The organism is Pantoea ananatis PA13 (assembly GCF_000233595.1).
Taxonomy (GTDB): Bacteria; Pseudomonadota; Gammaproteobacteria; order Enterobacterales; family Enterobacteriaceae; genus Pantoea; species Pantoea ananatis.
The window spans coordinates 2,161,167-2,182,753 of record NC_017554.1; the positions used below are offsets into that span (position 1 = coordinate 2,161,167).

A 21,587-nucleotide genomic window follows, 5' to 3' on the forward strand; every position below is an offset into this window, starting at 1 on the left:
TTACCCCACTGGAGAAAAACATGGATGCACTTGAATTACTGGTTAATCGCCGTTCGGCTTCCCGTCTGGCGGATCCGGCTCCCGGCGGCGAGGCGCTGGATAACATTCTGCGCGCAGCCATGCGCGCGCCCGATCACGGCACCTTACAACCGTGGCGCTTTATCATAGTTGAAAACAGTGGACGCGATCGCTTAAGCCAGCTTCTGGAAAAGGCGGCACGTGACAATCAACTGGATGACAAGGCCATCAATAAAGCCAGCCAGGCCCCGTATCGTGCCCCAATGATCATTACGGTTGTGGCCCATTGTGAACTGAACCACAAGGTGCCACGCTGGGAGCAAATTGCATCTGCAAGCTGTGCCGTGATGGCTATGCAAATGGCCGCGGTCGCACAGGGGTTTAATGGTATCTGGCGAAGTGGGGCCTGGACTGACGATCCCCAGGTACGCGAGGCCTTTGGCTGCCGTGAGCAGGACGCGATTGTGGGATTTCTCTATTTAGGCACGCCCCAGCTGAAATCCAACACCACCGTGATACATCCCGACACTGCGCCGTTCGTGCGCTATTTCTGATCGCCCCTGAGCGGGTTTGCGCGGTTATTGTGCGAACAGTTCAGCATTGAACCCGGCGCGCTTATCAGCCGCGCGCCGCCAGGCTACCATAGCGCTGCTTCATCTGGCAGCGCATACTCTCTTCCAGCCTGTGCGCATGATGTAACCGTTCTTTGGACTGAGGCGCAGGCATCATGTTGCCGACTGTTTGTTGACCGGTAGTGCGTTGTCATCATTGTTGTTTGCTGACGTTAAGGATTACCCGATTTAATGCGTTTGTTTATTGCAGAGAAACCCAGCCTTGGACGGGCCATTGCCGATGTACTGCCTAAACCGCACCGGCGTGGTGAGGGCTTTATCGCCTGCGGCAATGACCAGATTGTCACCTGGTGCGTGGGGCATTTACTGGAGCAGGCGCAGCCTGATGTGTACGACAGCCGCTATGCGCGCTGGTCGCTGGTCGATCTGCCGATTATTCCTGAAAAATGGCGTTTGCAGCCGCGTCCTTCGGTGGCAAAACAACTCAAAGTGGTGGAAGGCTTACTCGCCCAGGCCGATGAAGTGGTGCACGCCGGCGACCCGGACAGGGAAGGCCAGCTGCTTGTGGATGAAGTGCTGGATTACCTTCAGCTTCCCGCTGAGAAACGCAGTAAAGTGCAACGCTGTCTGATTAACGATCTCAACCCACAGGCTGTCGAGCGGGCTATCAACCGGCTGCGCGAGAATCGCGAATTTATTCCCCTCTGCGTGTCCGCGCTGGCGCGAGCACGTGCCGACTGGCTTTACGGTATTAATATGACCCGCGCCTGGACGCTGCTGGGCCGGAATGCGGGCTATGATGGCGTGTTGTCCGTTGGACGCGTACAAACGCCGGTGTTGGGGCTGGTGGTGCGACGGGATGAAGAGATCGCGAATTTCGTCCCGAAGGATTACTTTGAAGTGAAAGCGCACATCGTCACGCCGGATGAGAGCCGGTTTACCGCCAACTGGATCCCCAGTGAAGCCTGTGAACCCTGGCAGGATGAAGAAGGTCGCCTGCTGAAACGCTCACTGGCGGAACATGTGGTGGCGCGCATCAGCGGTCAGCCCGCTATCGTTACCGCCTACAGTGACAAGCGAGAAAACGACATTGCGCCGTTGCCGTTTTCACTCTCCAGCCTGCAAATCGAGGCGGCAAAGCGCTTTGGTTTGAGTGCACAGGCGGTGCTGGACATCTGCCAGCGGTTATATGAAACCCACAAGCTGATCACCTATCCACGTTCTGATAGCCGCTACTTACCCGATGAGCATTTTGCCGGCCGTCATGCGGTGCTCAATGCGATCCAGTCCCATCAACCCGATCTTACTCCACCAGCAGACTTTGATGCAGATCGAAAAAATCGCTGTTGGGATGACAAAAAAGTGGATGCGCACCACGCCATTATTCCTACCGCGCGCGCCAGCGCAGTGAAACTTAACGAAAACGAACAGCAGATTTATGGACTGGTTGCGCGTCAGTATTTGATGCAGTTTTGTCCGGATGCCGTGTTCCGCAAATGCACCATCGATCTGGATATCGCGGGCGGTAAATTCGTGGCTAAAGCGCGCTTTCTGGCGGAGGCGGGCTGGCGTGCGCTGTTGGGTGGCAAAGAGCGCGATGAAGAAAACGATGGCATGCCGCTGCCTGTTGTAGCGAAAGACGATGAGCTGCTGTGCGAGCGGGGTGAGGTGCTGGCGAAACAGACACAACCGCCACGCCACTTTACCGACGCGACCTTGCTTTCGGCCATGACCGGCATTGCGCGCTTTGTGCAGGATAAAGAATTAAAGAAAGTGCTGCGTGCGACCGATGGTTTAGGAACGGAAGCCACGCGCGCAGGCATTATTGAATTACTGTTCCGTCGTTCGTTTTTGCATAAGAAAGGGCGCTATATTCATTCTACTGATGCAGGCAAAGCGCTGATCCACTCGCTACCGGATCTCGCCGCCAGGCCGGACATGACGGCGCAATGGGAATCAACCCTGACGCGTATCAGTGAAAAGGCCTGTCGCTATGATGAATTTATGCAACCCCTGGTGCAGACGCTGAGCGGGCTTATTCAGCAGGCGCGACAGCAGCCCTCGGGACAGGCGTTTCGTGGTTTACCGTCCACCGGCCAAAAACGTCCACCGCGTAAAGCAGGGCGTAAAACGAAGGAAACTGAATAATGAGTAAATCAGCCTGGCTAATTCTGGTTGCAATGGCTGCCTGTAGCCCCGCGCATGCTAACTATCATCAGCAGGGCGCGGCAGGTGGCACCAATACCGATGTGATCGTGGATATGCCACCGGAAGTCTGGACGCAGGGGCAAAACCGTCAGCAAAACTGTCTGCAGTGCTGTATTTTTGAAAACCGAAATTACACAGAAGGCGCTGTGGTGAAATCGGAAGGTGTCCTGCTACAGTGCGCGCGCGATGAGAAGTCGTTGGGAACCAATAATCTGATTTGGAAAATAGTGAAATAAGGACGCGTGGCATTTCACCACGCGTCAGGATCCTGTCAGAAGTGGAAGGTTGACCAGACCGGCGCATGATCGGACGGTTTTTCCATACCGCGAATCTCGTAATCGATGCCTGTTTCAATACAGTGTGAGGCCAGCCCGGTGCTGGCCAGCAGCAAATCGATACGCAGACCGCGATTGTCATCAAAGCCTTTTGAACGGTAGTCGAACCACGAAAAGCGATCGTTAATCTCAGGGTTTTGTGCCCGCCAGGTATCAACAAGGCCCCAGCTGAGCAGGCGATCCATCCATTCACGTTCTTCCGGCAGGAAAGAGCATTTACCGGTACGCAACCAGCGCTTGCGACTGTCTTCTCCAATACCGATATCGAGATCGGTGCTGCTGATATTCATATCACCCATGATCAGCACCGGCTTATCGGCCGCCAGGCTGTCGCTCAGGTAGCTTTGCAAATCGCGATAAAACTTCTCTTTCGCCGGAAATTTTGTCGGATGGTCACGGCTCTCGCCCTGGGGGAAATAGCCGTTAATTACCGTAATATCGCCAATCGGGCTGGGGATCTCCGCCATGATCAACCGACGCTGAGCATCGTCGTCATCGCCCGGGAAGCCGCGTCGCACGGATACCGGCTGGACTTTTGTCAGCAGCGCCACACCGTAGTGCCCTTTTTGACCATGGTAAAACACGTTGTAGCCCAGCTTAGCCACGTCTTCTAAGGGGAACATATCGTCATGAACTTTGGTCTCCTGCAGTCCGATGACGTCCGGCTGATGTTTTTCTACCAGCGCTTCAAGTTGGTGAGGGCGAGCCCGCAAGCCGTTAATGTTGAATGAAATAAATTTCATGAGATGACCTTCAGCGAATGATAGGCAGGATGGTAGCGATTTTTACAGGAAAAGTCATGGCAGAGCAGGGCAATTTCAGCGAGTGGTGGACAGGCTCAGTCAGAAAGCGGGAAGCGGGTTCAAGAGGATGATTTCACCCTGCGGGCCGCGCTGATGCGCGTTGTCTCGCGATGCTCGACCCGAACCTTAGTCGAAGGTTCTCATCCCTCTCCCCAGATAACTATGATGGTTTGGTTTTTTTGGGCAGAAGGGCAGAATTTTCGTGATGGTGGTGGGAGAAGGATTATTCGGCGCGTTGCGCCTCACCCTGCGGGCCGCGCTGACGCGCGTTGTCTCGCGCTGCTCGACCCGAACCTTAGTCGAAGGTTCTCATCCCTCTCCCCGAAGAAGATGGTGATTGAGATTATCTTGGGCAGATCAGGAGAATATTTAAGATGGTGGTGGGAGAAGGATTATTCGGCGCGTTGCGCCTCACCCTGCGGGCCGCGCTGATGCGCGTTGTCTCGCGATGCTCGACCCGAACCTTAGTCGAAGGTTCTCATCCCTCTCCCCAGATAACTATGATGGTTTGGTTTTTTTGGGCAGAAAGGCAGAATTTTCGTGATGGTGGTGGGAGAAGGATTATTCGGCGCGTTGCGCCTCACCCTGCGGGCCGCGCTGACGCGCGTTGTCTCGCGATGCTCGACTCGAACCTTAGTCGAAGGTTCTCATCCCTCTCCCCAGATAACTATGATGGTTTGGTTTTTTTGGGCAGAAAGGCAGAATTTTCGTGATGGTGGTGGGAGAAGGATTCGAACCTTCGAAGTCTGTGACGGCAGATTTACAGTCTGCTCCCTTTGGCCGCTCGGGAATCCCACCGGGGATGATATGTGTGTTCAGGCAGCAGGTTCAGATGGTGGTGGGAGAAGGATTCGAACCTTCGAAGTCTGTGACGGCAGATTTACAGTCTGCTCCCTTTGGCCGCTCGGGAATCCCACCAGGGACTGAATTGTTGTGCTCTGAAGCGGGGCGCATCATACCAAATGCGCCATGACTGTAAAGCGACGACTGGCAAAAGGTGAATCGTTTGCCCACTTTTTGCCCGTAGCGCTGGAATGTCAGCCAATCCAGCGCCGTTTACGCTTAAAGAATAATCGTGCGGTTACCATAAACAAAAACACGCTGGCCCAATACTTTATCCAGCGCGCGGCTCAGCACGTTTTTTTCGACGTCGCGTCCGGCCCGCATCATCTCTTCGGCGGTGTAACTGTGATCGACATTAATCACGTCCTGCATGATGATCGGACCTTCATCAAGGTTATCGTTAACGTAGTGTGCCGTTGCACCAATGATTTTCACACCACGTTCGTAAGCCTGATGGTAAGGCCGTGCGCCGATAAAGGCCGGCAGGAAAGAGTGGTGAATGTTAATAATCTGATTTGGGTAGCGCTGCACAAAGCCCGGCGTCAGCACGCGCATGTATTTGGCAAGCACCACATAATCGGGCTGATAACGATCAATCTCGTCCGCCATGCGGTTGTCATGCTCTTCGCGCGACAAGCCTTCGTGGCTGACCAGAACAAACGGAATATCGAAACGCTCTACCAGCGAACGCAACGTGTCGTGATTACCGATAACGGCGGCGATTTCCATATCGAGGCCGCCAAACGCACTCTTCATCAGCAGGTCGCCAAGGCAGTGTGCTTCTTTGGTAATGAGAATAACAACACGGCGACGGCCTGCGCTATGCAGTTCACGCACGGAACCTTGCGGAAGGGCACTGTCGAGATCGGCCAGCAGGGTGGTGTCGTTAAAAATCCCCTCCAGCTCTGTGCGCATAAAAAAACGCCCGGTGCGATGGTCAACAAACTCATTGTTTTGCACGATATTCAGTTCGTGCTTGTAACAAATATTGGTGATTTTGGCGATCAGACCTTTTGCATCGGGACAAATGGTTCGTAAAACTTTTCTTTGCATGGTTTGCGCTTGCATCTCAATCAGAGTCCTGTCAAAGCATTAAGGGTAAAACCGTTACGCAGGCAACCGCCTTAGCCGCAACATTTTTTGTATTTTTTATCGGCGCCACAAGGACAGCGATCGTTACGCCCAATGGCGGGCGTCACTCCGTCTACATAGTACCAGCGTTGATCCTCGCGAAGAAAGCGTGAACGTTCGTACATTGCCCGATCGGCACCGTTTTCACGATAACGGGCGAAAAAAGTCACAAACGATTCGTCATCATCACGCCCCGGTTCACGCTGCGTGATGTTCAGGCTCAGCCATTCAGTACCAGCAAAACTTTCAGACAACAGTCCCGCAAGTGCCGGATCGCGCCGGGTAGGATGCCAGGTAGACACCAGGTAGTTGACGTCATGTTTGACATAAGCGCAGTAGCGAGAGCGCATAAGTTGTTCAGCTGATAAGGGAATTTCTGCTCCTTTAACAAAGGGCTGACAACATAGGCTATAATGCTTGCCGCTACAGCAAGGGCAAGATTCGGACACACTTTCTCCTGTTAATCACAGTCGTTGTTGATGATATCGTTTACTTTATCTGACCCATGCTTATGACGCTACGTATTGACGCCAGGAACCGAGCAAGATGAGAAAGCAAAAGATTGGATTGGCTCTGGGTTCCGGTGCCGCCAAAGGATGGGCGCATATCGGCGTCATCGAAGCGTTGGAAAGCGCAGGCATTGAAATTGATGTAGTCGCCGGGTGTTCAATCGGTGCCCTGGTCGGTGCGGCTTATGTCAATCACCGGTTGCCCCATATGAAAAAATGGGTCAGCGCTTTTAGCTACTGGGATGTGATCCGCCTGATGGATCTCTCCTGGCAGCGCGGCGGACTCCTGCGCGGTGAACGCGTATTTAACCATGTCCGCCAGTTGATCACGAATGATGCGCTTGAGTCATGCCATAAGCTCTTTGGCGTAGTGGCGACCAACCTGAGCACCGGGCGTGAATTATGGCTCACTGAGGGAGAATTGCATCAGGCGGTTCGCGCTTCCTGCAGTATGCCAGGTTTATTACCACCGGTCGGCTACAATGGATATTGGCTGGTAGACGGTGCCGTGGTGAATCCGGTGCCGGTTTCGCTAACGCGCGCACTGGGCGCTGATGTGGTTATTGCCGTCGATCTTCAACACGATGCGCACTTGATGCAGCCTGATTCAATGGTGCTGACGCCGCAGAGTTCTGAAGAACATGCCGCGGCTGTCGCACTGAATCTTGACTGGCGCGGAAAACTGCGTCAGAGGTTGGTCAGTTTTACCCAGCGACGGGCATCACAAGTGCCGGGCGCGATGGAGATCATGGCAACATCCATTCAGGTCCTGGAAAATCGCCTGAAGCGAAACAGGATGGCAGGCGATCCGCCCGATGTGCTCATCCAGCCGTTTTGTCCACAAATATCCACGTTGGATTTTCATCGTGCAGAAGAAGCTATTGCGGCTGGGAAGGTTGCCGTTGAGAAACAAATGGATGAATTATTACCGCTGGTCCGTAGAAGATAATCTGGTTGTTCACGCACAGATGTTACTTCGGTCTATTCTGAAAGGCGCAACTGCGTTTTATGAACCACTATTGAATTATCGGGTACGCAGGGGGATGGAATGGAAAAACCACTGATCGGCAAAAAGATACTCATTGTCGAAGATGAGGCCGTTTTCCGTTCGCTTTTAAACCAATTTCTGTCATCGATGGGGGCTGTCACAGTTGAGGCAGAAGATGGCCTCGAGGCTATTGAGCAGCTGAAGCAGCATGCCGTGGAGCTGGTGATTTGTGATCTTGAGATGCCGCGCATGAGCGGTATCGAATTCGTTGAACACGTGCGCAGCCGCGGTAACAGCGTACCGATTTTGATTATTTCCGCCACAGAAAATATGTCCGATATCGCTCAGGTTTTGCGTCTTGGCGTACAGGATGTGCTGCTTAAGCCGCTAAAAAACTTTGAACGTTTCCGTGAAGCGGTTTACGAATGCCTCTATCCCTCCATGTTTACCTCAAAGGTGGAGGAAGACGAGCAGCTGTTTCAGGACTGGGACGCTCTGGTTCGCGATCCCTCTGCGGCGGCAAAACTCCTTAAAGAACTTCAGCCACCCGTACAACAACGCATTGCTAACTGTCGGATCAACTATCGACAACTGACGATGGCCGAGCAGCCGGGTCTGGTGCTGGATATCGCGGCGCTTTCAGACAAAGATCTCGCCTTTTATTGTCTTGACGTTACTCGCGCTGGCGACAACGGCGTACTGGCCGCCTTGCTTTTGCGCGCCTTATTTAACGGACTCCTTCAGGAACAGTTATCTGGCCAAAAACAACGCTTACCTGAGCTGAGCAGTCTGCTCAGACAGGTTAATTTGCTGCTGCGCCAGGCAAATCTGACCGGTCAGTTCCCGTTGCTGGTGGGCTACTATCACCGCGGATTAAAAAATCTGGTACTGGTTTCAGCCGGATTAAATGCAACGCTGCACGTTCAGGCCCATCAAATACAACTCAGTAACGGTGTGCCACTTGGCACTATGGGCAGTACACATACTAACCAAATAAGCCAGCGCGCTGATGACTGGCAATGCCATATTTGGGGGGCCGGAGGCCGCATACGACTGATGCTATCGTCTGACCAGTAAACTTTGATTATTAATTTATTATTGTTCAGGAGACAGGGCCAGAAGTTAGCTTTACACTTGGGTAATAGTCTTAAATTCTAAGGATGGATGCCTTCCAGGATAAATCCGTCCGTGACTAACTGATATACTCATTTCCGAATTTAAACCGACATATCAAGCAGTAAAACTTGAACGGCCTATAAGAGAGGTATTTTGATGTCTGCCTATAAGACCAAAGTAAAAAAAGCGGTAATTCCAGTAGCGGGTTTGGGTACGCGCATGTTGCCTGCTACCAAAGCGATTCCAAAAGAAATGTTGCCGCTGGTTGATAAGCCGTTAATTCAGTATGTCGTTAACGAGTGTATTGCTGCGGGTATTAATGAGATTGTGCTGGTTACTCACTCCTCTAAAAACGCCATTGAGAACCATTTTGATACCAGTTTTGAACTGGAGTCTATGCTGGAAAAACGCGTTAAGCGCCAGCTGCTGGACGAAATTCAGTCCATCTGTCCTCCTCACGTGACCATCATGCAGGTCCGTCAGGGCATCGCGAAAGGTCTGGGCCATGCGGTCATGTGTGCACATCCTCTGGTCGGCGATGAACCTGTTGCGGTCATCCTGCCTGACGTGATCATCGACGAATACGAATCTAACCCAACCAAAGATAACCTGGCAGAAATGCTGAGCCGTTACGAAGAGTCTGGCCGTAGTCAGATTATGGTTGAGCCTGTCAGCGATGTGACGGCATACGGTGTTGTAGATTGTCAGGGTGCAGAACTGAATCCTGGTGACAGCGCGCCGATGGTCGGGGTTGTTGAGAAACCTAAAGCGTCTGAAGCGCCATCCAACCTTGCGGTTGTCGGTCGTTACGTTCTGTCTGCGGATATCTGGCCACTGCTGGCGAAAACGCCTCCAGGTGCCGGTGGCGAAGTTCAGCTCACCGACTCCATCGCCATGCTGATGGATAAAGAAACCGTCGAAGCCTATCACCTGAAAGGGGTAAGCCACGACTGTGGTAACAAACTGGGTTATATGCAGGCTTTCGTTGAATATGGTGTCCGCCATCCGGTATTGGGTAAAGAGTTCACTGAATGGCTCAACAATACTGTTAGCGATAAAAAGTAATTTTAAACACAGGATAGCTCAATGAAAGTCACTGTATTTGGTATCGGCTATGTCGGTCTGGTTCAGGCTGCGGTGTTGGCCGAAGTCGGACATGACGTTCTCTGCATTGATGTGGATGAAAACAAGGTCGAGAACCTTAAAAAAGGCAAGATCCCAATTTTTGAGCCGGGTCTGACTCCGCTGGTTATGTCGAATTACGAATCGGGTCGCCTGAAGTTCAGCACTGATGCTGCTCAGGGCGTGAACCACGGTGTAATGCAGTTTATCGCCGTCGGCACGCCGCCTGATGAGGACGGCTCGGCCGATCTGAAATATGTTACTGCCGTAGCGCGTACCATTGCTCAGCACATGACCGATCACAAAGTCGTGATTGATAAGTCAACGGTACCGGTCGGAACTGCTGACAGAGTCCGTGCTGTCATGACAGAAACGCTGCAGGCGCGCGATGCCAACATCAGCTTTGATGTGGTATCCAACCCAGAGTTCCTGAAAGAAGGCGCGGCCGTTAACGACTGTATGCGCCCTGAGCGTATCGTTGTCGGCACCGACAATGATGACGTGGTGGAACTGTTGCGTGAGCTGTATGAGCCATTCAACCGTAACCACGATCGTATGATTTTGATGGATATTCGCAGTGCAGAACTGACGAAGTACGCCGCTAACTGCATGCTGGCGACGAAAATCAGTTTTATGAACGAAATTTCCAATCTCGCAGAACGTTTAGGTGCGGATATCGAAAAAGTGCGCCAGGGGATTGGTTCTGACTCACGTATCGGCTATCACTTTATCTACCCAGGCTGCGGCTATGGCGGTTCCTGCTTCCCGAAAGACGTTCAGGCGCTGATCCGCACAGCGGAGTCTATTGGTTATACACCGCGCCTGTTGAAGGCGGTGGAAGACGTCAACGACAGCCAAAAGACAAAGCTGCCCACCTTCATTAAGCGCCACTTCGGTGACGATCTGAAAGGTAAAACGTTTGCGCTGTGGGGCCTGTCATTCAAGCCCAACACAGATGATATGCGCGAAGCATCCAGTCGCGTGTTGATGGAAACGCTATGGGAAGCGGGTGCCTCTGTTCAGGCGTTCGATCCTGAAGCCATGGACGAAGCGCAGCGCATCTATGGTCATCGCGACGATCTGAAGCTGATGGGAACCAAAGAAGCGGCGCTGCACGGTGCAGACGGCCTGGTGATTTGTACGGAATGGCAAAATTTCCGTGCACCTGACTTTGACGTGATTAAGAGCGCACTGAAAGAACCCGTGATTTTTGATGGCCGTAACCTGTATGATCCCGAGCGTCTCAACAAGCGAGGCTTTATTTATTATGCCATCGGCCGCGGAGCTTCTATTCAGGCTATATAATTAGTGAGGGATTTATGAATTTTCTGGTAACCGGCGCAGCAGGCTTTATTGGCTTTCATGTCAGTCAACGCCTGCTGGCCGCCGGTCACCAGGTTGTCGGCCTTGACAACCTGAATGACTACTATGATGTAAACCTTAAACAAGCTCGCCTTGATATCATCGGTGACAATCCATCCTTTACCTTTATCAAAGCCAATTTGGCCGATCGTCAGGCTATTGCCACACTTTTTGCACAGCACAATTTTCAGCGCGTTATTCATCTTGCCGCTCAGGCAGGGGTGCGTTACTCACTCGAAAACCCCCATGCGTATGCCGATGCAAACGTCATTGGGCACCTGAATATTCTTGAAGGCTGCCGCCACCATAAAATCGAGCATCTGCTTTATGCTTCATCCAGTTCGGTTTACGGCCTGAATAACAAGATGCCATTTTCAACAGAAGACAGCGTCGATCATCCCGTGTCATTGTATGCCGCGACGAAAAAGGCCAATGAGCTGATGTCGCATACCTATTCACATCTCTATCAATTGCCTACCACTGGCTTACGTTTTTTCACGGTCTATGGCCCGTGGGGACGTCCGGACATGGCGTTGTTTAAATTCACCCGCGCAATGCTTGCAGGCGAGGCGATAGATGTTTATAACCAGGGGCAAATGAAACGCGACTTTACTTATATCGATGATGTTGCAGAGGCGGTTATTCGCTTGCAGGATGTTATCCCGCAGGCGAACGCAGACTGGACCGTGGAAACGGGTTCTGCCGCGTCAAGCTCTGCCCCTTATCGCATATATAACCTTGGCAATAGCCAGCCGGTGAGCCTGATTCACTATATTGAAGCGATTGAGAAAGCGTTGGGTGTGAAGGCAAATAAAAATCTGATGCCCATGCAACCGGGGGACGTGCTGGCAACCAGCGCGGACACAACCGCATTATTTAATACCATTGGATTTAAACCCCAAACCGGTGTTGATGAAGGCGTAAGGCGCTTTGTAGACTGGTATCGAAATTTCTATTCAATCTGAAAATAAAAAAAGGAAGCGATCGCTTCCTTTTTTTTCTGGTGCGGATAATCGTAAAACTAAAGTAAAGCCAACAATAAGCGAAACAGGCTATGCATTACAGCAGGAAGTCGTCTAACTGCTTACCTTGTTCTTCCATGGCTTTCTTGATTGCTGCTGGCGTACGGCCCTGACCCGTCCAGGTTTTGGTTTCGCCATTTTCATCTACAAACTGATATTTAGCCGGGCGGGCAGCACGTTTGGCTTTGCCAGCCGTTTTTGATTCTGACAGGGTATTGAATAATTCGTTGGGATCGATACCATCCGCTAACAGCATCTCGCGATATTGCTCAAGTTTACGCGCACGCTCTTCGTTTTCAGCTTTAGAGTTTGACTCTTCGTCGCGACGTTCATTTACCACGACGTCCAGTTTTTCCAGCATTTCTTCCAGCGTTTCCAAAGAACACTCTCTGGCCTGGGCACGCAGCGTGCGGATATTATTAAGATTTTTAAGTGCTTCGCTCATTGTCCTGATCTCTGAATAATTAATAGGAGAGTTGTTCTGCCCGCTAATAGTAGTGGTGGAGAAAAATAAGTTCAACATTAAATTAATTTTTAGCTTAAAAAGAGTAAGCGAGGAATTTAATAAATTATTAATTCACCCCGATGAAGTGTGATGTCAGGTGGGTTGAATCAATGAAAAGATTAAGATCTTAGCTGAAAATGCGCTGATACATTATCGGTATAAAAATAATGTTTAATCACACATGTGCTTTAATATTTATCCTGACCTAAAGACCCAATGCCGCATCATATTAACCGCTGCATCATCAATGAGTGATGCTAATCTGAACAGCATAAGGTGAAAATCCCCCCAGCAGCAACCTGTAGATATGGTAAAATCGGCCCTGTTTTTTCATCGTATCCGAGAATCGGCGCAAATGGCTCAACTCTATTTCTACTATTCGGCAATGAACGCCGGTAAATCAACCGCATTATTGCAGTCATCCTACAATTATCAGGAACGCGGGATGCGCACGCTCGTCTATACCGCTGAGATCGACAATCGCTTCGGCGCAGGCAAGGTGAGCTCGCGTATTGGATTATCTTCTCCTGCGGTGCTTTATAATGCAGCCAGCCAGCTTGATGTGGAAATTGCCCAGGAACATGCGCGACAACCCGTTCACTGTGTGCTGGTGGACGAAAGCCAGTTTCTGACGCGTGAGCAGGTTAAGGCCTTGTCTGACGTGGTAGATAATCTGGATATTCCCGTACTCTGCTACGGGCTGCGTACCGATTTTCTTGGTGAACTCTTCACCGGTAGCCAGTATCTTCTGGCATGGGCCGATAAGCTGGTAGAGCTGAAAACGGTCTGTCATTGTGGACGTAAAGCGGGCATGGTGCTGCGTCTGGACAGTGACGGTAAACCTTTCAGAGAGGGGGAGCAGGTCGTCATCGGCGGCAACGAACGCTATATCTCCGTATGCCGTAAGCATTATAAAAAGGCGATAGAGCAGGGTTGTTTGCAGGCCATCCATGGGGCGCAAACCCCCGTGGGGGACTAAATAGCTCTCAATGAGCGCCAGGCTGCTTTTCCATGGCGCTCGTTAAGGGCGCAAGGCGATGCGATCACGGACTTTATTCCTTTTCCCGTCCGGCTCAGGTCGATATTCTCTTCACTACCCTGATTCACCAGGCAGCAGTGTTTATCGAAGCGAAAAATCCGCCATAAAAAACCCCTTGAGGCACGGGCCAGACAAGGGGTTTCGGCAGCCCGTTCATCGGGCGCGGAGCGGATTAGGCTTTTTTAGCTTTCTTCGCCGCTTTGCTGTCACTGACAGGTTGAGCCTGAGCAGCCTCGGCGGCACTGGCGAACGGCTCGACAAATTTACGTCCGTAGTAGCTGTCCAGCATCAGCTGTTTGAGTTCGGCAATCAGCGGATAACGTGGATTCGCGCCAGTACACTGGTCATCAAAGGCATCATCCGCCAGTTTATCAACTTTCGCCAGGAAGTCTGCCTCCTGCACACCGGCTTCACGAATCGAGGCCGGAATACCCAGTTCCGTTTTGATTTCATCCAGCCATACCAGCAGCTTCTCAATTTTCTGGGCAGTGCGGTCGCCCGGCGCGGTGAGACCAAGATGATCCGCAATTTCAGCATAACGACGACGCGCCTGGGGACGATCGTACTGGCTGAATGCGGTTTGCTTAGTAGGGTTGTCATTGGCGTTATAGCGAATAACGTTGGAAATCAGCAGCGAGTTAGCCAGTCCATGAGGAATATGGAACTCAGAGCCAAGCTTATGCGCCATTGAGTGACAAACCCCGAGGAAGGCGTTCGCAAAGGCGATACCGGCGATGGTGGCGGCATTATGTACACGTTCACGGGCAACCGGATTTTTTGCACCTTCTGCATAGCTCGCCGGTAAGTTCTCTTTAAGCAGCTTAAGCGCCTGCAGGGCCTGACCATCGGAGTATTCATTGGCCAGAACGGACACATAGGCTTCCAGCGCGTGCGTCACCGCATCCAGACCGCCGAAAGCACAAAGTGAACGTGGCATATCCATGACCAGGTTGGCATCAACGATAGCCATATCCGGCGTCAGCGCATAATCGGCCAGCGGGTATTTCTGTCCGGTCGCGTCATCCGTTACCACGGCAAAAGGCGTCACTTCTGAACCTGTGCCTGAGGTTGTCGTAATGGCCACCATGCGCGCTTTCACGCCCATTTTAGGGAACTTATAGATACGTTTGCGAATATCCATAAACCGCAGTGCCAGCTCTTCAAAATGGGTTTCAGGATGCTCATACATGACCCACATGATTTTGGCTGCATCCATCGGCGAACCGCCGCCCAGGGCGATGATCACGTCTGGCTTAAAGCTGTTCATCTGTTCTGCACCTTTACGCACGATGCTTAAGGTGGGATCCGCTTCAACCTCAAAGAAAACTTCGGTTTCGATGCCGTGAGATTTTAAAACGCGGGTGACCTGATCGGCATAACCGTTGTTAAACAGGAAGCGGTCAGTCACCACAAACGCGCGTTTGGCACCGTCAGTGGCGATCTCTTCAAGCGCAATGGGTAAAGAGCCGCGACGAAAGTAAATGGACTTCGGAAGTTTATGCCACAACATATTTTCAGCTCGCTTAGCGACGGTTTTCTTGTTGATGAGATGTTTGGGCCCCACGTTTTCAGAAATGGAGTTACCGCCCCAGGAACCACAACCCAGTGTCAGAGAAGGGGCGAGTTTGAAGTTATATAAATCACCAATACCGCCCTGAGAAGCTGGCGTGTTGATCAGAATGCGGGCTGTTTTCATCTTGTCGCCAAAATAGTGCACGCGCGCTATCTGATTGTCCTGGTCGGTATACAGGCATGACGTATGACCAATACCACCCATCGCCACCAGTTTCTCCGCTTTGCTGACGGCATCCTGATAATCTTTAGCACGGTACATCGCCAGTGTCGGCGACAGTTTTTCATGAGCGAAAGGCTCTGATTCATCGACCCGTTCAACTTCGCCAATCAGGATTTTGGTTTCACCAGGTACGCTGATGCCGGCCATCTCCGCAATCTTCACCGCAGGCTGGCCCACAATGGCGGCGTTAAGCCCACCGTTTTTTAGAATGATATTTTGTACCGCACTCAGCTCCTGTCCCTGAAGCAGATAGCCACCATGGCTGGCGAAGCGCTCGCGCACGGCGTCGTAGACGGCATCCACCACGATAACCGACTGTTCAGAGGCACAGATCACACCGTTATCAAACGTTTTTGACATCAGGATGGAGGCAACGGCGCGTTTAACATCAGCTGTTTCATCGATGACAACGGGCGTGTTACCGGCCCCCACGCCAATCGCCGGCTTACCTGAGCTGTAGGCCGCTTTAACCATGCCGGGACCACCCGTCGCCAGAATCAGGTTAATATCAGGGTGGTGCATCAACTGATTGGACAGTTCCACTGAAGGTGCATCAATCCAGCCTATAATGTCTTTGGGCGCGCCAGCGGCAATCGCTGCCTGCAGGACAATATCCGCCGCTTTATTCGTCGCATCTTTGGCTCGAGGATGGGGGGAGAAGATAATCCCGTTGCGGGTTTTAAGGCTGATAAGTGCCTTGAAAATCGCGGTGGAGGTAGGGTTAGTGGTGGGGACGATACCGCAAATCAGGCCGATGGGTTCAGCGATGGTGATGGTGCCAAACGTATCATCGGTGTCCAGTACGCCGCAGGTTTTCTCATCCTTATAGGCGTTGTAGATGTATTCAGAAGCGAAGTGATTTTTAATGACTTTGTCTTCAACAATGCCCATGCCCGATTCTGCCACCGCCATTTTAGCGAGTGGAATTCGGGCATCCGCGGCGGCCAGTGCGGCTGCGCGGAAGATGGCATCGACCTGTTGTTGAGAAAAATTGGCGAATTCTTGCTGGGCTTTTTTTACACGTTCAACCAGTGCATTGAGTTCAGCGACATTAGTAACGGCCATTGTGCTCTCCTGAGGAAGTTAAACTTTTTTTAGTAAACAAGCCTGAATCCCTGAGTATAGCCATGGTGCAAACGGCACGGTTTACGGGAATAAAGCAGCGGTTTTTCAATTGTTTACTAAAAGAGCTTCTCTCTGTTTCGAAATAATGAGACCTGCGTTACTGACAGAGAAAGAGTATCGGGTTTGGGAGAGAACAATGATGATTTAGATCAATTTAAACCCAAGCTGACTCCTTTCAGCTCTGCATTCAGGGGGGCCGGGCTGGGGGATAATAAACGGGGCGTAAAAGTAACATCTTCCACAAGATAGTTAATGCGTGGTTAAAGCCACTAAATTGTAAGTAAAATAACAGCATAAATAACTGCTTAGGCATCTGGCGCCCACGGCTTTTTTCACTTACATTAGGCGCGTTTTTCATCTGGGATGGGGAGTTAACCGTGAATCCTGCGTTATTAGATCTGTCTGGCTATATCAAGTTTTTCGTAGGCCTGTTTGCACTGGTTAATCCCATCGGCATCATTCCGGTATTTATTAGCATGACCCGCTATCAGGGCGTGGCAGAACGCAATAAAACCAACCTGACGGCCAACCTCGCGGTGGCGATTATTCTCTGGACCTCGCTGTTTCTGGGCGATGCAATCCTGCATGTCTTCGGTATCTCTATTGACTCGTTTCGCATTGCGGGCGGGATTCTGGTGGTGACCATCGCTATGTCGATGATTAGCGGCAAGCTGGGCGAGGATAAGCAAAATAAGCAGGAAAAAACGGAAACGGCAATTCGGGAAAGTATTGGCGTGGTTCCCCTTGCGCTGCCGCTCATGGCGGGCCCAGGCGCCATCAGTTCGACTATCGTCTGGAGCACACGTTATAACAACTGGCTCAACCTTTTGGGTTTTACCGTTGCTATTGCTGTTTTCGCCTTTAGCTGTTGGCTGCTGTTCCGCGCAGCGCCTTTAATGGTCAGGCTGTTAGGGCAGACAGGGATTAACGTGATTACCCGTATCATGGGATTGCTGTTAATGGCGCTAGGTATTGAATTTGTGGTGACCGGCATCAAGGCAATTTTTCCCGGTCTGGTTGGGTAAACCGACTTATTTAATCTCGCTTAAGAAGAAATGAACCAATAAGGTGCAAAAGACGATTTTTTTGCACCGTATTGATGCAATTATTTGCCTCTCTTCACATCCTTCTTCAGTTATCACTTCCGCTAATAACCTTTGCTGCAGCGCCAGTGCTGGCATCGCGGCATGTCACTATATTCACACTATATTCTGCTTCCGCAGCGGAAGTTGGCATGATTAATGCTGGTCTACGTCGCTTAAACCGTTTTTTAAATGATGTGACGGTGTGTATTCACACTACAACGACGCAACGCCAGGGTATAAATGTTGTTTTTTGGTTAAATTGACATCAATGTGATGAGATTGTTTATTAATCAGTCTGTTAAGCTATTTTTAGGGCAAAAATTAACACTTCCACTGGGAAAAATCTCATGATAAAAGAGAAACAGGTAACATTTTAGCGATTTATTTTTGGCGCCCCTCTGCAGCATCTGCTAATTTTCGGCGCATTAATAATGTTTTCCCAAACGTCAAAAGCAAAAGATTTATTCCTTATTGATGCTGGGATATCAGAATAAAAATTGGCATTTAACAAGGGTGTGGGAAATGAACGCGCAGCACTACCTGGCTTGTCTGGCACTAACCTTAACCGCATTGCCCACCTGTGCTGCCACCGTGCCATCAGACGTGACGCTCTCCGCCGTCCAGCAAATCGTGATTAATAACGGTTCGGAAGTTGCCTCGCTCGATCCGCATAAAGTCGAAGGTGTACCGGAGTCAAACATCATCCTCAACCTGCTGGATGGGCTGGTTAACACGGACAATAACGGTAATGTGGTGCCGGGTGTGGCTGAGCGCTGGGAAAACCAGCAAGGTAAAATCTGGACATTCACCCTGCGCGGCAATGCCAAATGGAGCAATGGGGAGCCGGTTACGGCACAGGACTTCGTTTACAGCTGGCGTCGTCTTGCCGATCCTAAAACTGCGTCGCCCTATGCCAGCTATCTGCAGGCTGCCCATATTGCGAATGTCGATGCGATTCTTGCCGGTAAAGTTGCCCCCGAACAACTGGGCGTGAAAGCCCTGGACGATCGCCATCTGCAAATTACCCTGACCGAACCGGTGCCTTATTTAGTGGCCATGCTGGCGCACACCGCGATGAAACCCGTTTACGCACCTGCCATCGAAAAGTGGGGTGAGGGCTGGACCCAACCCGGTCACTATATCGGTAACGGCGCCTATACGCTGAATGACTGGGTGGTGAATGAGAAAATTGTTCTGAAGCGTAATCCTCTTTACTGGAACAATGCTCAGACCGTTATTGAGCAGGGAACGTTTCTGGCCATCAGCTCGGAAAACAGTGATATCAATCGCTATCGCAGCGGTGGCATTGATATGACCAACAGCGCGGTTCCGCCCGACTTGTTTGCTAAATTGCGCAAAGATATGGGTGATGAGGTTAAAGTCAGTCCGCTGCTCTGCACCTTCTATTACGAAATTAATAACAAAAAACCGCCGTTCACCGATGCCCGCGTGCGCGCTGCGATCAAAATGACGCTGGATCGCGATATCATCGCTCGTAAGATCATGGGGCAAGGGCAAATTCCGGCCTACAGCTTTACGCCGCCTTACATCGCAGGCGCTGCGTTATCTTCCCCAGACTGGATGGCGTGGACACAGCCGCAGCGAAACGCGGCTGCGAAAAAACTGCTCGCCGAGGCGGGTTACAACGATAAAAATCCGCTGCGCTTTACGCTGCTCTATAACACATCCGATCAAAACAAAACCCAGGCCATCGCCGCCGCGTCCATGTGGCAACGCAATTTGGGCGCGCAGGTTACGTTGCAGAATCAGGAATGGAAAACCCTGCTGGAAACCCGGCATCAGGCACAATATGACGTTGTGCGCGCCACCTGGTGTGCGGATTACAATGAGCCCTCAACATTCCTGAATATGTTCCAGAGCCAGTCGTCGACCAATACCGCGTTTTACCACAGTGCGGAATACGACCGTCTGTTAGCCGCAACATTAACGGCTGAAAATGAAGCGGACCGCGCATCATTGTATCAGCAGGCAGAAACACAACTCGACAAAGACTCAGCAATTGTGCCAGTTTACTATCGCGTCAGCGTGCGGCTGGTTAAACCCTGGGTTGGCGGTTTTACTGGCCACGATCCGCAGGACATGACAGACCTGAAATACTATTTCATTAAAAAACACTGAGTCACGCGCTTAACCGGCGGCACAGTCGGGAAGGGCGTGGCCGTGCAGACCACACAACAGGGTCAATACGCCCCAGGTGGCAAACACCGGGGACCCGAATACGGGGAACGCTGAGGTCGCAAACACCCTCAGTGAAAATAAAAAACTGGAGTTAAGAATGAACAACATCACGAAAAAAACCTTGATTGCTGCCAGCGTCTTTGCAGCGATGAGTGCGCTCGCAGCGAACAGCGTTATGGCAGCCACAGTACCTGCCGGCGTAGAACTGGCCGCGAAGCAGGAGCTGGTTAAAGGAAACGGTAGCGAGGTTCAGTCACTGGATCCGCATAAAATCGAAGGCGTTCCGGAATCTAACGTGAGTCGTGATCTGCTGGAAGGTCTGGTCATCAGCGATACGGATGGTCATCCCATTCCTGGTGTGGCTGAAAGCTGGGATAACAAAGACTTTAAAGTCTGGACTTTCCACTTGCGTAAAAATGCAAAATGGTCAAATGGTGAACCTGTCACTGCTCAGGATTTCGTCTACAGCTGGGAGCGTTTGGCCGATCCGAAAACCGCATCGCCTTATGCCAGCTATCTGCAATACGGCCATCTGGCTAACGTTGATGATATTATCGCTGGCAAGAAGCCCCCAACAGACCTGGGCGTAAAGGCGATTGACGATCATACACTGCAAGTGACCTTAAGCGAGCCGGTGCCTTATTTCTATAAATTACTCATTCACCCCTCAATGTCGCCAGTTAATAAAGCTGCAATCGAAAAATTCGGTGACAAGTGGACTCAGCCAGAAAACTGGGTGGGTAACGGTGCGTTTAAGTTGGAATCACACGTCATCAACGAACGTATCACCGTTGTGCGTAACCCTGAATACTGGGATAACGCGCATACCGTGCTGAACAAAGTCACTTTCCTGCCAATCTCGTCGGAAGTCAGCGATGTAAACCGTTACTTCTCTGATAACGGCAGCGACATGACCTATAACAACCTGCCTATTGAGCTGTTTAAAAAATTGCAGCGTGACAATGGTAAAGAGCTGCATGTTGATCCGTATCTGTGTACCTACTACTACGAAATCAACAACCAGAAAGCGCCATTTAACGATCCGCGCGTTCGCGCTGCGCTTAAACTCGGCATCGATCGCGACATTATCGTAGACAAAGTCCTGGCGCAGGGCCAGAAACCGGCTTACAGCTACACGCCGCCAGCGACAGATGGAATGGAATTGGTGAAGCCTGAGTGGTTTACCTGGTCACAGGAAAAACGTAATGCCGAAGCGAAAAAGCTGCTGGCTGAAGCCGGTTATACGCCAGAAAAACCGCTGACCTTTAATCTGCTGTACAACACCTCTGACCTGCATAAGAAACTGGCCATTGCCGCGTCATCTATCTGGACGAAAAACCTGGGTGTGAAAGTGAAGCTGGAGAACCAGGAGTGGAAAACCTTCCTGGATACCCGCCACCAGGGCAACTTTGACGTTGCGCGTGCAGGCTGGTGTGCAGACTACAACGAACCGACATCGTTCCTGAATACCATGCTGTCTGACAGCAGCAACAATACCGCGCACTATAAGAGCCCAGCTTTCGACAAGCTGATGAAAGATGCGTTGGCCACTACAGATGATAAAGCGCGTTCGGCTGATTACGAGAAGGCAGAGCAGCAGCTGGATAAAGACTCTGTGATCGTGCCGCTTTACTACTACGTTAACACGCGCCTGGTGAAACCTTATGTTGGCGGTTATACCGGTAAGGATCCGCTGGATAACGTAGCAGACAGAAACCTGTACATCATCAAGCACTAATAAAACACCAAGAACAGCGGCGGCGCGTTACGCGCCGCCAGTACTTTTTTTAATGCAATGTGAAGCACCAGC

Annotated in this window: 18 protein-coding genes, 2 tRNA genes and 4 other RNA genes; 13 read left to right on the top strand and 11 right to left on the bottom strand. The window is 51.2% G+C overall.

What is annotated here, in order from left to right:
* The first annotated feature begins 20 nt into the window (after nucleotides 1-20).
* The 3 genes from PAGR_RS10195 (at nucleotide 21) to PAGR_RS10205 (ending at nucleotide 3,034) form a co-directional block, all read left to right on the top strand.
* Complete coding sequence (locus PAGR_RS10195; protein WP_013025980.1) at nucleotides 21-572, top strand: NAD(P)H nitroreductase; 552 nt, start codon at nucleotides 21-23, stop codon at nucleotides 570-572.
* A gap of 249 nt (nucleotides 573-821) precedes the next feature.
* Entirely contained in the window at nucleotides 822-2,738 is a 1,917-nt protein-coding gene (locus PAGR_RS10200; protein WP_014593831.1) for a DNA topoisomerase III, read from the top strand.
* Entirely contained in the window at nucleotides 2,738-3,034 is a 297-nt protein-coding gene (locus PAGR_RS10205) for a YnjH family protein (protein WP_013025978.1), read from the top strand. The genes PAGR_RS10200 and PAGR_RS10205 overlap by 1 nt, the downstream gene beginning before the upstream one ends.
* A 35-nt stretch (nucleotides 3,035-3,069) precedes the next feature.
* Here PAGR_RS10205 and xthA read toward each other — a convergent pair whose 3' ends face one another.
* From xthA to PAGR_RS10230, 9 genes are all read right to left on the bottom strand, one after another.
* Nucleotides 3,070-3,876 (bottom strand): exodeoxyribonuclease III, encoded by an 807-nt coding sequence (gene xthA / locus PAGR_RS10210; RefSeq protein WP_013025977.1) that lies wholly within the window; start codon nucleotides 3,874-3,876, stop codon nucleotides 3,070-3,072.
* Nucleotides 3,877-3,988: 112 nt separating this feature from the next.
* A non-coding RNA gene (locus tag PAGR_RS23105) (RtT sRNA) lies at nucleotides 3,989-4,101 on the bottom strand.
* Nucleotides 4,102-4,142: 41 nt separating this feature from the next.
* Nucleotides 4,143-4,270, bottom strand: a non-coding RNA gene (locus PAGR_RS23110) — RtT sRNA.
* 41 nt (nucleotides 4,271-4,311) lie between these two features.
* Nucleotides 4,312-4,439: non-coding RNA, RtT sRNA (locus PAGR_RS23115), on the bottom strand.
* A gap of 41 nt (nucleotides 4,440-4,480) precedes the next feature.
* Nucleotides 4,481-4,608: non-coding RNA, RtT sRNA (locus PAGR_RS23120), on the bottom strand.
* 41 nt (nucleotides 4,609-4,649) lie between these two features.
* Nucleotides 4,650-4,734 (bottom strand) — tRNA-Tyr (locus PAGR_RS10215).
* 35 nt (nucleotides 4,735-4,769) lie between these two features.
* Nucleotides 4,770-4,854, bottom strand: a tRNA-Tyr gene (locus PAGR_RS10220).
* A 144-nt stretch (nucleotides 4,855-4,998) separates the two neighbouring features.
* Nucleotides 4,999-5,847, bottom strand: a complete 849-nt coding sequence (purU, locus tag PAGR_RS10225) for a formyltetrahydrofolate deformylase (protein WP_013025975.1) — start codon at nucleotides 5,845-5,847, stop codon at nucleotides 4,999-5,001.
* A gap of 56 nt (nucleotides 5,848-5,903) precedes the next feature.
* Nucleotides 5,904-6,359, bottom strand: coding sequence for a YchJ family protein (locus tag PAGR_RS10230; protein WP_014605714.1), 456 nt, complete (start codon nucleotides 6,357-6,359; stop codon nucleotides 5,904-5,906).
* 97 nt (nucleotides 6,360-6,456) lie between these two features.
* Between PAGR_RS10230 and rssA the strand changes: the two genes are divergently transcribed.
* The 5 genes from rssA (at nucleotide 6,457) to PAGR_RS10255 (ending at nucleotide 11,972) form a co-directional block, all read left to right on the top strand.
* Nucleotides 6,457-7,368, top strand: coding sequence for a patatin-like phospholipase RssA (gene rssA, locus PAGR_RS10235; RefSeq protein ID WP_014605715.1), 912 nt, complete (start codon nucleotides 6,457-6,459; stop codon nucleotides 7,366-7,368).
* A 99-nt stretch (nucleotides 7,369-7,467) separates the two neighbouring features.
* A complete protein-coding gene (rssB, locus tag PAGR_RS10240; RefSeq protein WP_014605716.1) occupies nucleotides 7,468-8,484 on the top strand; it encodes a two-component system response regulator RssB in 1,017 nt (338 codons plus the stop codon).
* Nucleotides 8,485-8,679: 195 nt separating this feature from the next.
* Nucleotides 8,680-9,588 carry a UTP--glucose-1-phosphate uridylyltransferase GalU gene (gene galU / locus PAGR_RS10245; RefSeq protein WP_014593827.1) on the top strand — a complete coding sequence of 303 codons (909 nt, stop codon included), beginning with the start codon at nucleotides 8,680-8,682 and terminating at the stop codon, nucleotides 9,586-9,588.
* Nucleotides 9,589-9,609: 21 nt separating this feature from the next.
* The gene (locus tag PAGR_RS10250; RefSeq protein WP_014605717.1) at nucleotides 9,610-10,950 is read left to right on the top strand and encodes a UDP-glucose dehydrogenase family protein; all 1,341 of its coding nucleotides are present in this window, start codon (nucleotides 9,610-9,612) and stop codon (nucleotides 10,948-10,950) included.
* 14 nt (nucleotides 10,951-10,964) lie between these two features.
* Nucleotides 10,965-11,972, top strand: a complete 1,008-nt coding sequence (locus PAGR_RS10255; protein ID WP_014605718.1) for an NAD-dependent epimerase — start codon at nucleotides 10,965-10,967, stop codon at nucleotides 11,970-11,972.
* A gap of 94 nt (nucleotides 11,973-12,066) precedes the next feature.
* Here the strand turns inward: PAGR_RS10255 and hns are convergent, their stop codons facing one another.
* Entirely contained in the window at nucleotides 12,067-12,474 is a 408-nt protein-coding gene (hns, locus tag PAGR_RS10260; RefSeq protein WP_014605719.1) for a histone-like nucleoid-structuring protein H-NS, read from the bottom strand.
* Between the two features lie 415 nt (nucleotides 12,475-12,889).
* Here hns and tdk point away from each other — a divergent pair, with 415 nt between their 5' ends.
* Complete coding sequence (gene tdk, locus PAGR_RS10265; protein WP_028715226.1) at nucleotides 12,890-13,513, top strand: thymidine kinase; 624 nt, start codon at nucleotides 12,890-12,892, stop codon at nucleotides 13,511-13,513.
* Nucleotides 13,514-13,545: 32 nt separating this feature from the next.
* Complete coding sequence (locus PAGR_RS24250; protein ID WP_258170271.1) at nucleotides 13,546-13,680, top strand: hypothetical protein; 135 nt, start codon at nucleotides 13,546-13,548, stop codon at nucleotides 13,678-13,680.
* A 65-nt stretch (nucleotides 13,681-13,745) separates the two neighbouring features.
* Here the strand turns inward: PAGR_RS24250 and adhE are convergent, their stop codons facing one another.
* Nucleotides 13,746-16,433: a bifunctional acetaldehyde-CoA/alcohol dehydrogenase gene (gene adhE, locus PAGR_RS10270; RefSeq protein ID WP_014605721.1), complete on the bottom strand. Its 2,688-nt coding sequence runs from the start codon at nucleotides 16,431-16,433 to the stop codon at nucleotides 13,746-13,748.
* 437 nt (nucleotides 16,434-16,870) lie between these two features.
* On the opposite strand from adhE, the gene PAGR_RS10275 reads away from it, so the two are divergent.
* From PAGR_RS10275 to oppA, 3 genes are all read left to right on the top strand, one after another.
* The gene (locus PAGR_RS10275) at nucleotides 16,871-17,518 is read left to right on the top strand and encodes a YchE family NAAT transporter (RefSeq protein WP_013025965.1); all 648 of its coding nucleotides are present in this window, start codon (nucleotides 16,871-16,873) and stop codon (nucleotides 17,516-17,518) included.
* A 582-nt stretch (nucleotides 17,519-18,100) separates the two neighbouring features.
* Nucleotides 18,101-19,717, top strand: coding sequence for an ABC transporter substrate-binding protein (locus tag PAGR_RS10280; protein WP_014605722.1), 1,617 nt, complete (start codon nucleotides 18,101-18,103; stop codon nucleotides 19,715-19,717).
* Nucleotides 19,718-19,874: 157 nt separating this feature from the next.
* On the top strand, nucleotides 19,875-21,515 hold the full coding sequence (oppA, locus tag PAGR_RS10285; RefSeq protein WP_014593821.1) for an oligopeptide ABC transporter substrate-binding protein OppA: 1,641 nt from the start codon (nucleotides 19,875-19,877) through the stop codon (nucleotides 21,513-21,515).
* Nucleotides 21,516-21,587 lie beyond the last annotated feature (72 nt).

Excerpts from the sequence above, each read along its gene's own strand:
- PAGR_RS10195 (WP_013025980.1), top strand. The coding sequence starts at position 21 with ATGGATGCACTTGAATTACTGGTTAATCGCCGTTCGGCTTCCCGTCTG.
- PAGR_RS10200 (WP_014593831.1), top strand. The coding sequence starts at position 822 with ATGCGTTTGTTTATTGCAGAGAAACCCAGCCTTGGACGGGCCATTGCC.
- PAGR_RS10205 (WP_013025978.1), top strand. The coding sequence starts at position 2,738 with ATGAGTAAATCAGCCTGGCTAATTCTGGTTGCAATGGCTGCCTGTAGC.
- xthA (WP_013025977.1), bottom strand. The coding sequence starts at position 3,876 with ATGAAATTTATTTCATTCAACATTAACGGCTTGCGGGCTCGCCCTCAC.
- purU (WP_013025975.1), bottom strand. The coding sequence starts at position 5,847 with ATGCAAGCGCAAACCATGCAAAGAAAAGTTTTACGAACCATTTGTCCC.
- rssA (WP_014605715.1), top strand. The coding sequence starts at position 6,457 with ATGAGAAAGCAAAAGATTGGATTGGCTCTGGGTTCCGGTGCCGCCAAA.
- rssB (WP_014605716.1), top strand. The coding sequence starts at position 7,468 with ATGGAAAAACCACTGATCGGCAAAAAGATACTCATTGTCGAAGATGAG.
- galU (WP_014593827.1), top strand. The coding sequence starts at position 8,680 with ATGTCTGCCTATAAGACCAAAGTAAAAAAAGCGGTAATTCCAGTAGCG.
- PAGR_RS10250 (WP_014605717.1), top strand. The coding sequence starts at position 9,610 with ATGAAAGTCACTGTATTTGGTATCGGCTATGTCGGTCTGGTTCAGGCT.
- PAGR_RS10255 (WP_014605718.1), top strand. The coding sequence starts at position 10,965 with ATGAATTTTCTGGTAACCGGCGCAGCAGGCTTTATTGGCTTTCATGTC.
- hns (WP_014605719.1), bottom strand. The coding sequence starts at position 12,474 with ATGAGCGAAGCACTTAAAAATCTTAATAATATCCGCACGCTGCGTGCC.
- tdk (WP_028715226.1), top strand. The coding sequence starts at position 12,890 with ATGGCTCAACTCTATTTCTACTATTCGGCAATGAACGCCGGTAAATCA.
- PAGR_RS24250 (WP_258170271.1), top strand. The coding sequence starts at position 13,546 with ATGGCGCTCGTTAAGGGCGCAAGGCGATGCGATCACGGACTTTATTCC.
- adhE (WP_014605721.1), bottom strand. The coding sequence starts at position 16,433 with ATGGCCGTTACTAATGTCGCTGAACTCAATGCACTGGTTGAACGTGTA.
- PAGR_RS10280 (WP_014605722.1), top strand. The coding sequence starts at position 18,101 with ATGAACGCGCAGCACTACCTGGCTTGTCTGGCACTAACCTTAACCGCA.
- oppA (WP_014593821.1), top strand. The coding sequence starts at position 19,875 with ATGAACAACATCACGAAAAAAACCTTGATTGCTGCCAGCGTCTTTGCA.